The following is a 14,204-nucleotide window of genomic DNA, read 5'->3' as shown; positions in this document are numbered from 1 at the left end:
CTTAGTCGACGGCGCCGACATGATCCAATTCACCGGGTCCACACGAACCGGGCGCCAGATTGCGGCTCGGTGCGGAGAACGATTGATCCCATGCTCGGTCGAGTTGGGCGGCAAGGACCCCATGATTGTCCTCGCTGACGCCAATATCGACCGCGCCGCCAATGTGGCTGTCGAGTGGTCCATGCGCAACTCAGGCCAGATCTGTATGGCGATCGAACGCGTCTATGTCGAAGAACCCGTCTACGACGAGTTCGTTGCGAAAGTCACCGCCAAGGTCGACAAACTGCGACAGGGACCGCCCGGCGGTTATGGATCAGTCGATGTTGGAGCGATCACGTTCCCCGCCCAAATGGACGTCATCGAGAACCATGTTGCGGACGCCTTCGATAAAGGAGCTCGCATCGTCGCCGGCGGTCATCGGTTGCCCGGCCCAGGCAGGTTCTTCGAACCCACCGTGCTCGTCGACGTAAACCACACGATGGACTGCATGACTGAGGAGACATTCGGGCCGCTGCTGCCAATTATGAAGGTACGCAACGAACAAGAAGCTGTGCGCCTCGCCAACGACAGTCCCTACGGGCTGGGATCGAGCATCTTCACTCGCGACATCGCCAAGGCTGAGCGACTAGCCCGCCGCCTCACCGCAGGAAACACGTGGATCAACGACGCCATCATGAGCTACCTCGCCCAGGAAGCCCCGTTCGCCGGGGCTCGCCAATCCGGCCTGGGGGGTCGCCACGGCAAACAAGGCATCCGCAAGTACTGCGAAACCCACACCATTCTCACCAGCCGCTTCACACTCACACGCGAACCCACGATGTTCCCCAATTCAGCGCGCCGATCACAAATATTTGAACGACTGATGGTCGTGCTGTTCGGCCACCGATCGTTGCGACCGAGTCTGCGCCTCGGACGACCGCCGCGTCGCCGGTCTCACGCAGACCCCGACACATCTGCCTGGCAGTGAAGGTCATAACGTGTCGCCCAACCACATTCATCCAGACCTTCGCACTGCCGCCCGGGCATTTCCTCGGCGCGGTGTGTCCGCCCGCCGGTTGAAAGCCGCACGCGCACTGAGCCATGTTCCCAATATCGTGCCGGTACGCGGGGTGCGCGCGGTGTCACTCGGCGACGGCGTCACGGTGCGCGTACACGAACCGGCAAACATGGTCACGCCCTCACCGGCGATACTGTGGATTCACGGCGGTGGATACGTCATCGGTACTGCCCGATTCGACGACCGATTCTGCCGCAGCCTCGCGCGAGCGACGGGCATTCCGATCGCCGCTGTCGATTACCGGCTGTCCCCCGAGCATCCCTACCCGATTCCTCTCGAGGACTGCCACCGCGCGCTGCGCTGGCTCAGCGGCGAGCGTTGGGTGGACTCGACACGAGTTGCAATCGCCGGCGCGAGTGCCGGCGGAGGGCTGGCGGCGGCCCTAGCACTGCGAGCCCGCGACCGCGGTGATGTAATACCAGCGCTACAGATGCTGATCTATCCGATGCTCGACGATCGCACCAGCGACCGGCGCGACATCGACGAGACAAGCTTTCGATTCTGGGGCCGTGCCGAGAATCGATTTGGCTGGAATTCCTATCTGGGACAAGCAGATCGAGATCAAGCAGTGCCAGCTCGGCAATCAGTTCTCAGCGGTGTCGCCCCGGCATGGCTGGGCGTCGGAACCGCAGACCTTTTCCACGACGAGGGCATCGCCTACGCTGCACGATTAGCCGCAGCCGGGGTGCCTTGCGACCTGGACGTCGTTCCCGGCGCATTCCATGGATTCGACCGCTTCGTGCCCTGGGCACGGGTGTCAAAACGCTTCGTCAGCAATATCCAAGAGCGCTTGCGTTTGTCACTTGTCCTGCCGGACTCCACCGGCGCAGGCACATAGGATCGCGTACCAAGACGATCTGATACCGAATGCGCCAGCACCGATCTATCCGCTTCATCGAGCACCGCGTGCGTTAGCGCCTGCACACCGATCGCAGAAACGAGCCGAGCGCTTCGACGACAACGCACGCTGCAGCGTGCGGGCAGGACGAGGCTGCGGCCGCAGTTTCGTCGTTGCGCGTGCACTGACCCCTCGATCAAATTGCCATGGCTCACTGGCGACGAGCGATCCACGGGGTACCGGCGGCGGTGTAGGAACGGATGGGTTCCCGGCGCAGGCGTCGGCGCTTGCTGCCACCAGCATGTGCCGACCGGCGGACCGATTACATAGATGCGCGCGGATGCAATCGGCCCGGTCGGCCTGCCTCACAGCGTGCGAGCGATGATCTCTTTCATGATCTCGTTGGTGCCGGCGTAAATCTTCTGAACTCGCGCGTCGACCCACATGCGCGAGATCGGATACTCGGTCATGTAGCCGTACCCGCCGAATAGTTGCAGACACTCATCGGCCACTTCCGACGCGCGCTCGGTGACCCACCACTTGGCCATCGCAACGGTCTGAATATCCAGTTCCCCCTTGAGGTGTCGTTCGATGCAGCTATCAACGAAAACCCGAGCGACGTGAGTATCGGTGGCCGCCTCGGCGAGGGTGAACTTGGTGTTCTGAAATTCGAAAATCGGCTTGCCGAACGCCTCGCGCTCCTTGGTGTACGTGATGGTTTGAGCCAGCGCCTCCTCCATCATCGCCACGCCGGTGACAGCGATCATTAGCCGTTCCTGCGGCAATTGCTGCATCAGCTGGATAAAGCCCTGCCCTTCCTCTGTACCAAGCAGGTTGCTCAGCGGCACCCGAACATCCTCGAAGAACAGTTCCGACGTGTCCTGGCCCTTCTGGCCGATCTTGTTCAGCGCCTGGCCGCGGCGGAAACCCCCGCGGTCCGCCTCGACCAACATCAGTGAGATGCCCGACGCCTTCTTTCTGGCGTCGGTCTTGACTACGACGATCACCAGATCGGCTTGCTGGCCGTTGGTGATGAACGTCTTCGCGCCGTTGATCACGTACTCGTCACCGTCACGTACCGCGCGGGCCTTGACGTTCTGCAAGTCCGATCCGGTGCCAGGTTCAGTCATGGCGATGGCGCCGACGACCTCGCCGGAGGCCATCTTCGGCAGCCACTGCTTCTTCTGCGCCTCAGTCCCGTACGACAGTAGGTAGTGGGCAACGATGCAGTTGTGTAGACCGGCCCCCCAGGCGGAGTCACCGACACGACTCTGCTCCTCCAACAGCACAGCCTCGTGAGCGAATGTGCCGCCGCCGCCGCCGTATTCCTGCGGGACGGACATGCACAACAGCCCCAACTCGCCGGCCTTGTTCCAGAGATCGCGGTCTACCTGGTGCTGTTCGACGAACCGTTCAGCATTGGGCGCTAGTTCTTTCTCGCAGAAGGCGCGAGCAAGCTCGCGCAGCGAGTCGAGTTCTTCGTCGAGCCAGGTAGGACGGTAGCCGGACATGTTTCTCCTAGTGGTGAGTGAGCAGAGACTTCGAACCTTGGGTACAAGCTGTTCCCAATATGGGTACACAGTGTACCCAGACTTTGGCGGGCGCAAGCTGCGACCCGGATACGCTGATCGCATGGTGTCGATGGGAGGAAAGACGGACAGCCTCAGTGCGCGGCGTGCCTCAGGTCGCAGCGATCGCGGTGAACAACGTCGCCGCGCCATCATCGCGGCCGGGATCCGCGCTATCGAAGAAGCCGGCCCAGGCGCGAACACCGGGGACTTCGCCGATCGCGCAGGGCTCAACCGCGCGCACATCTATCGCCACTTCGCAAGCAAAGAAGAACTCGACCGCGAGATCGCGCTCACCCTGTACCACGAACACAAAGCACGAATCCGGGAAGGAATTCGCGAGCGTGCAACGCCACAGGAGGCCGTACGCGGCCCGATCGTGCACCACGTCACCTGGGCTGACGAACATCCGAACCTATTCCGATTCCTATCCAGCCGGCGCTACGCCCGCACAGATGACACCGTCGGCAACGAGCCGAGCGGTTTCGCGTCAGAGATCGCCGCGGGCGGCGCGCTGTACTTTCCCGGCTTCCACAAAGATAAGTACGCAGACGATGGCTTCATCATCGCCATACATGGTCTGATCGACGCCTCCATCCAATGGTGGCTCGACCATCGGCAAGAGACGCGGGACGAACTCATCGAACGACTCGTCTCGCAAACATGGTTGCTGTTGCAACAGCGACTCGCAGAGACGGGCATCGCCATGGACGCAACTAGTTCGGCTGGTGTTTCTACGCCTGCGCAACAGAATGCAATGCCCTAACTGACGCCCCGTGCCGATACGCGCAGCTGAATCGCACAGACAAAACGCACAGCCGGGGGCAGCGTCGGGCAAGCGCGCTGCGGGAGCGAAATGCGTGCCGTAGATACAGCGAATCGGTGTTCGCGGTGGCTACCAGCCTGCAGGAGAACGTGTTCGAGACGTGCCGCGCGAAGAATGGCACAGTCTTGAGAGAAACATCGCGCGACATCCGGCGAGAACCGAGTCATCATCAGAGTTCGGGAATGCAACTCATGACGTCGTGTTCGAGAACTGACAATGGAGGCGACAGCCTCGCCGTGAAACTGTTGTTGATTCATGGGATCGTCGTGAGCGTTCCATACTGGTGTATGCGATCGGAATGGCCGAGGGCAGATAGCGATACGACCCGCGAGCATCAGCGATGACTGACAAGCACTTCCCTGATCTCACCGATCAGCAGCGAGCCCGTATCTGGGCAGCTGGGTCGGATATTAGTGAAATGGCGGTGCGGCTACGCGCGGGCACGGCGACACCCGACGACGTGGCCGGTGCACTCGGGCGCCTGTTTTCGACCGACGACAACCGAGACGCCCTGCGTCTTCCTCCGGACGCCGGCGTGCATGCAGAGTGCTTGGAGCGGATTCTGCGGCGGATCCCGGACGGTTGGGGTCGGTGGTTCCGGCACGACGCGGGCTGGTACCCGATCAGCATCGCCTGCGACCGGCAACTGGCGGCTCTCGACGGCGGCTACGTCGTCTACCAAGTCAAAGAGAAGTTCGGAACCCTGCGCTACTACTGTGAGCCCAGCACCGAGCGGCGTACTGAGCTGTGGGAGCGGTTCACCGCAATCACCGATGCGGCCGAACGTGAATCGGCCATCACCTGCGAGAGATGCGGCCAACCCGGCCGCCCGCATCGACAGCCATTCTGGGTGAAAACGCTGTGCGCTATGTGCGCAGCGGATCTCAGGTGCGTGCCGGAGTCATAGCGACGGAAAACCGGGACGAGGTTGCCTTCGGTGCAGTAAATGTTCCATAGCGGCACGGGGTCCTCCTTCGAGTTCCGGTGTACGGGCGAGCGATCGCCGGGCTGAGGCCCCGCTTAGAGCGGCTGACTCATGCCGAAACGGGCATAGGCTACGTGTATGCGCGGCGACACCAATGTTGAACCCGACGACCTAGCAGAACTGTTTTGTAGCAGTGATTTATCAGCCACATCTCGGCGGGCGGCATTCGAGGCGATTGTCAGTTCCTTGATCGAAGGTGATCTGCCCAGTCGCGAATCCGTGCTGCGACTCATCGAATTCGCTGCGGGAAGAATCGATCGTACGGAATACATGTGACAAGTCTTGAGTGGTGCGACCAAGAACCCTCAGGGTGAACGTCAAGCACAACGCTCAGTCAAGTAAGAGTTGCGCGGGGTCAATTTCGCTGTCTGTGGAGGCTGACGATCCTGCGGTCGGTCCGAACCTAGCACCACTGATTCCACGGTGGTCCGCTGCCGTGGGACCGTTCCTCCCACGTCAACTCGTGGGAGAAGCCGTCTTCGATGAAATACTGCGCAAGTCGAGTCCCGTGATCGAGGACTGGATGGTTCCGGACATCCAGGCGCGACGGTGGATCCGGCCACAGCCGAGTTACGAGCCCGTCGCGCTCGAAGCGATGCTCAAAGTCGTGAAACGGGTGATAGGCAAGCTGAAACACCGCCATGCGACCATCTGCCAGTCGGAATCCCGTAGTCCTCGCCCCGCCGCGTCCTCCCAGCCCATCGGATCGACTGGTGTGGCGCAGAAGGACTTCGTCGAAAGCTGGGTCCGGCAGCCCTGGCATATCGGAGTCGGTAACCGCGAACCACAGCGACGTATCGGTCGGAACGCCACCAACTTTGATCGAATCGAGAACCCCACGAGGGTAGGGCTTCCAAGGACCGTGCGGTCCCCCCTCTGGGCCAGATGGGAGCGCATTGTGGTTCGCGTCGGGATGGGCCATTAGCGCTAGTGTTTTGATCGCCCAACGTGCGACGTTCGAGATTGTGACCTGATCCTCGAGTGGCTGCATGTCGCGGATCAGACGTCTCATGGGGTTCGTCGCGGGTTGCTCGAACAATCTGTTGAGATCGCCGTTGCAGTTCTTGCAACAGGGGAGCATCACCCGCCACATTTTCGCGCTGTGTACCAGATCGCCCGTCTTGTTAAGGCGTTGTTTGCCATCGATTTTCGCAGTGAATGGACCCGTGCCGTCCCAGAGTCCCAGCAACCACTGGGGGTGAACATGTTCCCCTTGGGAGTCAACGTCGTCACCGCAGAACACGCACGCTTGAACCACGGAAGCAACGGTACGGCTTCGGGGTGTGCTCGTCGTCGATTCAGCCGTCTGGCAGTTTGTCGTCTCGGCGCGCGAACCTGCCGCCGAAACTGTCGAAGGGGTGTGTCTGCTGTGAAAGAGCGGCCATGCCACGATTTGGGCGTGAGCAATCTGTCCTCGTCTTTCAAGGTCGTCGCACCGGCTGTCAAGAAGATGATTGGCGAACAGACCGTGCGCGAACGGCTGGTCAAAAAGCTGAAGATCAAGCTGAAGGAAATTCCCGACGCACCCGTTCTCAGTTGGAAGCAGCGTCGGCGTCTGATGACACTGCTGAAGGACGAGGATGCCGAAGGCCTCCTTATGGACCAAGATGATCAAGCCGTCAACGCGTTGTCGGCGATGATCGCGGGTACGGTGCTCCAGTCCGCACCATCGAACGACTCGCTCGCCATCGCCCAGGCGCTCATGACTGAGTACCCGGAATCTCTCGGTCTACAAGAGGCTTTCGGCGGTCTCTACTACCGGTTGCGGCGGCTCGATGAGAGCATTAATGCTCAGTTTGAACGCGTGATGCAGTCAATCGAGCAATCGACTCAGACGGGTAGCGAGATCGATCCCGACATCCTTCTCACGGGACCGATAGAAGCTCTAGGGCTGACGAGCCGGCAGCTCATGGCCGAGGAGCTTGCGACGTCGGAGCCGACGGCCGCGGCGGGGATCCTCGCTGAAGTAATCAGCGAGTTGGAACGTGCCGGATACGGCCCTCTAGCCGAGCCGCTGCACATCCGCCGTGCGCAACTGCTCACCGACGCCAGTGAGTTCACCGCCGCTGACAGTGAGTGGCTCCCGTACGTTGAAGGCTACTTAGTCGCCGGCGCTGGTACCGGAGTCGATTCGGCAGTGTCCGCGTTTGGTGCACTTGCGCAAAGAGAAGGCGCCCCGGCGTGGCTGAATCCCCGCGCGAGTGCTGTTTCGGCACTGGCGAATTGGATCAGAGGAGATATAGCGTCTGATGTCGCAGTCGCGGCCGCAATCGCGGCATCGGAAGCCGGCGACCCGGCAGGAGCACTGTGGGCCTGTATTGCGGCTGAAGGCGCTCTCGCGCTCGGTGAACTGCAACTGATTGCCGACGTCAGCGAGCCGCTGCGACAAATTGCAGACTCGTGCTCGGAGCACGATCTGAGGGTTAGGTTGCATCTGGTTGTCGCCGAGGCTACGAACGATCAGGAGCTATGGGCCGAGTTGCTCAGTGACGCAGCACCCGGATCAGGCCGCTGCTCGCTCGCGGACTCTGCGCTGATTCACGCACGGCGAGGGCGCTATCTGTTCTGGCAAGACCAGTCGACGGCAGCTGCTGCCGAGTTCCGATTCGGGATCGAGCGCGGGTGCCGAGCACGAGTCTGGGATGACGCCGCTGCCTGGTGCCGCTCGATAATCACGGTGCACTCGCGTGCGAGCGTCGTGAATATCACCGAAATGCAAAGTCTGCGGCAGCAGAGCCGAGCCATCAGCGGGTCTGGGCATGGTGCGCTCCGCGTCCAGGCTTATGATCCGGAAGCCGCAGCGATGCAAGACCTATTGGAAGCCGTCATCGGAAAAAAGCGTCCTCGTGCCGCGCGCGCCGAACTACGACGTTACCTGCGCGATAGCGTCGCATCCGCTCGCCTGGTAGACGAGATCAACGCGCACCTCCTGATGGGGCGGATGTACCAACAATCTGGGCACCTCGACGGCGCAGTAGGCCATTACATCATCGCCGGTAGCGCCCGCGACTGCCGCGAAACCGCAGCGAAGCTTGCCACCTACTTCGACTGCCGCAGCGCAACGCGAGCACTTCAATTCCAGAGCCGTGCAGCAGCCTTCGGCGCCGCGGCGGGCCAAGCCGACCTTATTCCAGACGATTTGGTGAGCGACTGGGCTACGTCAGCATTAGCCGAAGCCGTTCAACACGATGGCCGACCCTTCGGTGCGGATGTATGGCTTGAGGCGTACAAGTTGCTGGCTGGGCTTGCCGCAAGATTGCCTAATGGGCTTGTGGATCAAATTTTTTCGGACATCGACGGACTCCTTCCGCGGGAGCGATACCAGTACACGCATGCCGACGATCAAATCGCTGGCATCCTCGTTGGTCTTTGTGCGGGGCACCCTGACAAGCGCGAGCAGGTTGCAGAGCGCGTGGCGTTGGCGTTTGAGGTCGCTGACGACATCGCTGCCGAGCTCATCCGTCACTTCGACACCTTGGAACCAGTACTGCGACTAATTGAGGGACGCTTGCAGACCTTGGTTGGACCGTACGAGATCGAGGGAATTGCGAGAGTACGTAACGCCACGGAGGTGTTGGTGCGCCTCGGGAACCACTCCAACGAAGTCATCGAGGCAGCCGAGTCATTGGTAGCGCGAGAACTTGCGGCTCCGCCGACATACGGCGCTGGCCACGTGTCACAGATAGCAGGGAAGACAGACATAGCTACGATCGCGACGTGCCTGCCTGCTGATCGTCAGATCGCATTAGCCCGGCACTTTTTTGATCACGCCCTGGACGAGAATGACAGTGAGCGTAATCGCTCCCGCTTCGCGCAAGCCTGTATTCCCCTCTCCGATACACTCCCAACTCACGCGCGAGATGATTTGTTTGACAGACTATTTCGGCTGGCAGTTGGTTCAGATGAACCTGTGAGCGAGTTTGATCAATGGGAACAACGCTTTGCCGATCCGTTCGCGCCCGTGCACATCGAACGTGTGCCAGGAGCCCTTCGTCGTCAAGTTACTCTGACACTGGCGAAGTTGGCGGCCGACGGTCAACGTCGACGTCTCGTCTGGCATGCAGCGCAATTGCTCATGCGGACCGGAGAAAGTCAAGACGCACTAGCCTTCGCTCGGGCGTGCTACATCCTGAACCAACGGGGTTTTGCGATTGAATTACCTTGGCGCACTATGGCATTAAGCAACGATCGCGAGATACGACTACTCGCGGCGACGGTGCTTCCAGCGGCAACCGAGCAGATGGATTTCGAGGCCACCGAATCGCTGGCTCGCGATGTTGACACGGATGTCCGCATCGCGGTCGCTGAGTCACTGGCCGCACGGAGTCGCGACGGTTCGGTGGGGATTGACGAGCTAACGCAAATCTTGCGAGCCGATCCTAGCTACCGCGTACGAAGGGCAATCTCATGATGAATGCAGCCCAGTTGCATAGCAGTGGATGCACTGCGGCGACCCCACAGACCAGTTTGATCCATCGGTCGAGGCGTCGTAAGTCCATCGTGTCCATGCATGGTCCGACATGCCCTATCAGTTGATGCGGCACGCTTTCATGACTGCTAGTGATCAGCCGGGTTCGTGGCCACCCCCACCTACTGCCACCTTCGGACGAATGCGAGCATCACGGGTCGTCGAAGACGAGACCTCGAACAGTATGGACGCTGGCGCTGGCGAAGAACGGCAGCTTTTGCGGTGTGTCGAGAACGCGTCTTCGACTGTCTGAAGTGCGCTTATGATTGCCCCATGCGAATTGGGGGAGCTAATCAGGCCGGGCTCTACGGGTGCCAGCTGCTCATGACCGGACATGGCACTCAGGGTGCAACCGATACGATCGCAGCCCAAAATGGCGTCGATCCCGCGCGGGCCGGCTCCCTCGTGCGTATAGCGCACGGCATCCTCTGCACATCGGCGCGTGGCTAAACGGTCAAAGCCGCAGGAGATTTCGATGTCAGAACCGCAGCAGTGGCAGGCCGACCCGGCACAGATTGGGGCGGCTGGGCCGCACACGCAAACTCCCCAACCGCCGCCTGCCGTACCCGTCTTTCAGGTCACCACGATGACACACACTGGTGCACTGATTATGTTCGTCAATCAGCGGCAAGTCATCACGGGAACGCACGAGCAGTGCAGGGCGGCAATCCGTAGAGCCCAGGCCCATAACCTCACGCTCGGATGGTGGAGTTTCCTATCCATCCTGATCATGAATTGGGTTGCCCTTGCACACAATTGGAGCGCGCGAAACAAACTGGACGAGCAGGCTAAACAGGCTCAGGCATACGCCCAGTGGTGGCGGCATTACTACGGCCCCCGATGACGGCGCGGAGCGATATTGGCGTCGTCGAGGTACTCATGACGGAAGTTCTGGTTCAACGGATTTCGGGGTTGGCAGGCCACAGCGTGCTACCTACCTGTTGCCCATCGGACGCTTCGCGCGAATCCTCGAAGGTCAGCACCCATAGCGGCGGTTCAAGTTCGTCAAGATCAGTGTCGAACTCAACGATGTGAATCGTGACCGGCCTGACCTTGCGTTCCCCGCCCCAGGCGGTGTCGAGCACGCCGGCCTGACGTTCGTACCGCAGACCGTTCCATGAATGCCAGATCACCACCGTCCCATCAGGGAACCCCGTGAGCTCCGCGACGGTGTCCAATCGGTGCAGTCCGGTAGGACCGGCCGGCCGGGGGTCGTCGAGAACCTCGTTCTCTTCGTCAGTCTCGTGCTCGGTCATCATTGGATTCTCCTTGATCAACTTCTAGATGTGCTGTTCCACCACGTTGGTTACACGGAACGGGAAGTGTGGCGCCGTTCAAAGAAGGTCAGATTGGCGTCGCATTGCGGATCGCCGCGATGACCCGGCGGCCAGTTGGGCCGCCGGGATCGAGTCTTGTTCCTCGGCTGTTGTCTATAACCCAGTACCTCAGGCCGAAGTTGGCGACGGTCTTGGCGGTCCACGATTTGTTCCCTTCCGTCACCCGCCAGAAGTCCTCGCTGACCTGTTCAACTTTCATCACCATTCCTTCGTGGTGCTTTTCAGGCAGTTGGTGATACGACCCGGCGTTGAGCGGGCCGCGCGGGCAGGCCGGGTGGTCGGCGACTCGCTGGATGCGCTGCGCCTCGCCGACGCCGCTGAACTACTAGATCTTCATGATGATTTTCCTGCCGGTCGGTCGGACTCCCATGGTTGGTCGATTTGCGTCACTGTGACGTTTTGGCGCTCACTGGGGCCTCAGTTGCCCGTTGGCCTTCGGGTAGTAGTCAGACCAATAGGGCTGTTCGTTCAAAAAAGACCGCACATCGCGGATTTCGCTGTGGCTCATCGCTACCGCCAGGGCGGCTTCAAGACCTGGTACAAGCTGCTCGCGGGTGATTTCCTGGCCGACATGCCGCTCAAGCGCTCGGTGGTACTGCGCCAAGGTGTAGCAAAAGACGTGCTGGTCCGTCGACCAGGTCCACGCCAGCAGCTCGCCCATGAAATCACCCGCGCTCGCCAGTCTGCCGTTCGCGAACCACCGAGCCGAATCTGCTGCGGCATCCAGGGCCAGGCGCGTGAGCATCTGGTCCAGTAGATCGACCGCTCCGTCCAGTATCAGCGCGTTCGAAGGAACAAGGTGGGCAACAATTTTCGAGTTCTTGACAATGTGTGTCGTGATGCCGTCTTCGGCGTCGGCAAGTAGCGCGTTGAGGCCGCCACGGGCCTCGGTGACCGATCGCATGCGGTTCGGGCTGGTTTTGACCATGGCGCGAGCGTAGCACGCACGCCGCCATATCGGCAGTTATTGCAGCTTGACAAACGGCCTAAATAAAAGCCGTAATAGCTGGTAACGGTGCGTGCTAGCGAGGTGCGAGTTCCGCGCGGTAGCCATCCGCTTCATTGATTTTTACATCGATACCGCCGCGGTGGCCGTCAGGGTGTCGAAGCCGGGCGGAGGTGCACACCCCGCCGGTTGGTGATCTTGCTCACAGGTGGCGCTTTGACGGCACTCGTCCGGGGGCGAGAATCGGCGAAGGTCGGGTGGGTCGTCGGGAGGAAGTGGCGTGTTGGGTGCCCCTTTGAATCATCGGGCTCCTAACTCTGTTGGGGTCGGTTGCAGTAGCCGAGCATTGGTCTCCGGTAACTGATCCCCACGGAGGCACTGCTGATTATGGCTGAACAACGCCAACTACATTTAGCCGGGTTTTTCTCGGCCGGCAACGTCACTCATGCGCATGGCGCGTGGCGCCATGTCGGTGCGACGAACGGTTTTCTGACTGGCGAGTTCTACAAGCAGATTGCGCGGACCCTGGAGCGGGGCAAGTTTGATCTGTTGTTTCTTCCCGATGGCCTGGCCATCGAAGATAGCTATGGCGATAATTTGGAGACGGGGGTCGGTCTGGGTGGCCAGGGCGCGGTGGCGCTGGAGCCGACCAGCGTGATAGCGACGATGGCTGCGGTGACCCAGCGATTAGGTCTGGGCGCTACGGTTTCGACGACCTACTACCCGCCCTATCATGTGGCTCGGGTGTTTGCCACGCTCGACAATCTGTCTGATGGCCGGATCTCGTGGAATGTGGTCACGTCGCTGAACGACTCCGAGGCACGCAACTTCGGTGTGGATGAGCACCTTGAGCATGACATCCGATACGACCGGGCTGACGAATTCTTGGAGGCCGTCAAGAAGCTATGGAGTTCTTGGTCCGAGGATGCCTTGTTGTTGGACAAGGTTGGCGGTCGGTTCGCTGATCCCAAGAAGGTTCAATACGTCAATCATCGCGGCCGCTGGTTGTCGGTCCGTGGCCCGTTGCAGGTTCCACGGTCCCGTCAGGGTGAACCGGTCATCTTGCAGGCCGGCTTGTCGCCGCGGGGGCGTCGCTTCGCGGGGCGCTGGGCTGAAGCGGTATTCAGCGTCTCGCCCAACCTCGACATCATGCGCGCGGTCTATCAGGACATCAAAGCTCACGTTGCGGCCGCGGGGCGTGACCCGGAGCAAACAAAGGTATTCACCGCGGTGATGCCGGTGCTCGGTGAGACAGAGCAGGTGGCCCGGGAACGTCTGGAATATCTCAATTCGCTGGTGCATCCCGAAGTGGGTTTGTCGACGCTATCCAGCCACAGCGGCTTGAATCTCTCCAAGTATCCGCTGGATACGAAGTTTTCCGACATCGTCGCCGATCTCGGGGATCGTCACGTGCCGACCATGTTGCAGATGTTTTCCGCCGTGGCCGGTGGCGGTGCGGACCTGACGCTGGCCGAACTGGGCCGCCGATACGGCACCAACGTCGGGTTTGTGCCGCAGTGGGCCGGAACTGCCGAACAGATCGCTGATCAATTGATTAGTCACTTTGAGGCCGGGGCCGCTGACGGATTCATCATTTCGCCGGCGTATCTGCCGGGTATTTACGAGGAGTTCGTCGACCAGGTGGTTCCGCTGCTGCAGCAACGTGGTGTGTTCCGTACCGAGTACGAAGGGACAACGCTGCGTGAGCACCTTGGGTTGGCTCACCCTGAAGTCGGGAGCATCCGATGACCACCACCGATGTTGATCATGACGTTCTTGCCTACAGCAACTGCCCGGTTCCCAATGCACTACTGACAGCGCTGGAGTCAAACCTGTTGGCCGGCAACGGGATTTCGCTGAATGTGCTCAGCGGCGCGCAAGCAGGGTTGCATTTCACCTACGATCATCCCGCTTACACCCGCTTTGGTGGCGAAATTCCACCTCTTATCAGTGAGGGCCTGCGGGCGCCGGGACGCACCCGCCTGCTAGGCATCACCCCTCTGGCCGGTCGGCAAGGGATCTATGTCCGTGTTGACAGCCCGGTGACATCACCGGAGCAGCTGCGGGGCCGGCGGGTGGGTGTGTCGGGTGCAGCGATCCGCATCCTCACCGGCGAGTTGGGCGATTATCGGCACTTGGACCCGTGGCGGCAAACACTGATCGCGCTGGGTACCTGGGA

General features: G+C 60.8%; 13 protein-coding genes. 8 read left to right on the top strand and 5 right to left on the bottom strand.

The features are described from left to right. On the top strand, nt 1-967 hold a 967-nt coding region (locus tag AC5Y7V_RS30910), incomplete at its 5' end, for an aldehyde dehydrogenase family protein (protein ID WP_499883751.1). Between the two features lie 10 nt (nt 968-977). Then, nucleotides 978-1,895, top strand: coding sequence for an alpha/beta hydrolase (locus AC5Y7V_RS30905; protein ID WP_225330136.1), 918 nt, complete (start codon nt 978-980; stop codon nt 1,893-1,895). Nucleotides 1,896-2,260: 365 nt separating this feature from the next. Here the strand turns inward: AC5Y7V_RS30905 and AC5Y7V_RS30900 are convergent, their stop codons facing one another. Beyond that, nucleotides 2,261-3,406: an acyl-CoA dehydrogenase family protein gene (locus AC5Y7V_RS30900; RefSeq protein ID WP_293023727.1), complete on the bottom strand. Its 1,146-nt coding sequence runs from the start codon at nt 3,404-3,406 to the stop codon at nt 2,261-2,263. A gap of 121 nt (nt 3,407-3,527) precedes the next feature. Between AC5Y7V_RS30900 and AC5Y7V_RS30895 the strand changes: the two genes are divergently transcribed. From AC5Y7V_RS30895 to AC5Y7V_RS30885, 3 genes are all read left to right on the top strand, one after another. Further along, nucleotides 3,528-4,229: a TetR/AcrR family transcriptional regulator gene (locus tag AC5Y7V_RS30895; RefSeq protein WP_225330661.1), complete on the top strand. Its 702-nt coding sequence runs from the start codon at nt 3,528-3,530 to the stop codon at nt 4,227-4,229. A gap of 400 nt (nt 4,230-4,629) precedes the next feature. Further along, complete coding sequence (locus tag AC5Y7V_RS30890; protein WP_141245007.1) at nt 4,630-5,196, top strand: hypothetical protein; 567 nt, start codon at nt 4,630-4,632, stop codon at nt 5,194-5,196. Nucleotides 5,197-5,352: 156 nt separating this feature from the next. Further along, nucleotides 5,353-5,550: a hypothetical protein gene (locus AC5Y7V_RS30885; RefSeq protein ID WP_141245006.1), complete on the top strand. Its 198-nt coding sequence runs from the start codon at nt 5,353-5,355 to the stop codon at nt 5,548-5,550. Between the two features lie 127 nt (nt 5,551-5,677). Here AC5Y7V_RS30885 and AC5Y7V_RS30880 read toward each other — a convergent pair whose 3' ends face one another. Continuing rightward, nucleotides 5,678-6,532: a hypothetical protein gene (locus AC5Y7V_RS30880; RefSeq protein WP_141245005.1), complete on the bottom strand. Its 855-nt coding sequence runs from the start codon at nt 6,530-6,532 to the stop codon at nt 5,678-5,680. Nucleotides 6,533-6,673: 141 nt separating this feature from the next. Between AC5Y7V_RS30880 and AC5Y7V_RS30875 the strand changes: the two genes are divergently transcribed. After that, entirely contained in the window at nt 6,674-9,685 is a 3,012-nt protein-coding gene (locus AC5Y7V_RS30875) for a hypothetical protein (RefSeq protein ID WP_293016920.1), read from the top strand. Between the two features lie 953 nt (nt 9,686-10,638). Here AC5Y7V_RS30875 and AC5Y7V_RS30870 read toward each other — a convergent pair. The 3 genes from AC5Y7V_RS30870 to AC5Y7V_RS30860 form a co-directional block, all read right to left on the bottom strand. Further along, complete coding sequence (locus tag AC5Y7V_RS30870; protein WP_499883750.1) at nt 10,639-10,998, bottom strand: hypothetical protein; 360 nt, start codon at nt 10,996-10,998, stop codon at nt 10,639-10,641. Between the two features lie 88 nt (nt 10,999-11,086). Further along, a complete protein-coding gene (locus AC5Y7V_RS30865) occupies nt 11,087-11,278 on the bottom strand; it encodes a hypothetical protein (RefSeq protein WP_499883749.1) in 192 nt (63 codons plus the stop codon). Nucleotides 11,279-11,485: 207 nt separating this feature from the next. Further along, nucleotides 11,486-12,007, bottom strand: coding sequence for a hypothetical protein (locus tag AC5Y7V_RS30860; RefSeq protein WP_499883748.1), 522 nt, complete (start codon nt 12,005-12,007; stop codon nt 11,486-11,488). Nucleotides 12,008-12,412: 405 nt separating this feature from the next. Here AC5Y7V_RS30860 and dszA point away from each other — a divergent pair, with 405 nt between their 5' ends. Further along, entirely contained in the window at nt 12,413-13,774 is a 1,362-nt protein-coding gene (dszA, locus tag AC5Y7V_RS30855) for a dibenzothiophene-sulfone monooxygenase DszA (protein ID WP_064914151.1), read from the top strand. Further along, a partial coding sequence (locus tag AC5Y7V_RS30850) for a type 2 periplasmic-binding domain-containing protein (RefSeq protein WP_499883747.1) occupies nt 13,771-14,204 on the top strand: 434 nt, incomplete at its 3' end. The genes dszA and AC5Y7V_RS30850, both read left to right, overlap by 4 nt.

The sequence above is a fragment of the Mycobacterium sp. NGS34 genome, assembly GCF_059812845.1.
This window is presented reverse-complemented; position numbering and strand designations above follow the sequence as displayed.

Coding starts and splice junctions, on each gene's coding strand:
- AC5Y7V_RS30895 (WP_225330661.1), top strand. CDS start 3,528: ATGGTGTCGATGGGAGGAAAGACGGACAGCCTCAGTGCGCGGCGTGCC.
- AC5Y7V_RS30870 (WP_499883750.1), bottom strand. CDS start 10,998: ATGACCGAGCACGAGACTGACGAAGAGAACGAGGTTCTCGACGACCCC.
- AC5Y7V_RS30860 (WP_499883748.1), bottom strand. CDS start 12,007: ATGGTCAAAACCAGCCCGAACCGCATGCGATCGGTCACCGAGGCCCGT.
- AC5Y7V_RS30890 (WP_141245007.1), top strand. CDS start 4,630: ATGACTGACAAGCACTTCCCTGATCTCACCGATCAGCAGCGAGCCCGT.
- AC5Y7V_RS30900 (WP_293023727.1), bottom strand. CDS start 3,406: ATGTCCGGCTACCGTCCTACCTGGCTCGACGAAGAACTCGACTCGCTG.
- AC5Y7V_RS30865 (WP_499883749.1), bottom strand. CDS start 11,278: ATGAAAGTTGAACAGGTCAGCGAGGACTTCTGGCGGGTGACGGAAGGG.
- AC5Y7V_RS30885 (WP_141245006.1), top strand. CDS start 5,353: ATGCGCGGCGACACCAATGTTGAACCCGACGACCTAGCAGAACTGTTT.
- dszA (WP_064914151.1), top strand. CDS start 12,413: ATGGCTGAACAACGCCAACTACATTTAGCCGGGTTTTTCTCGGCCGGC.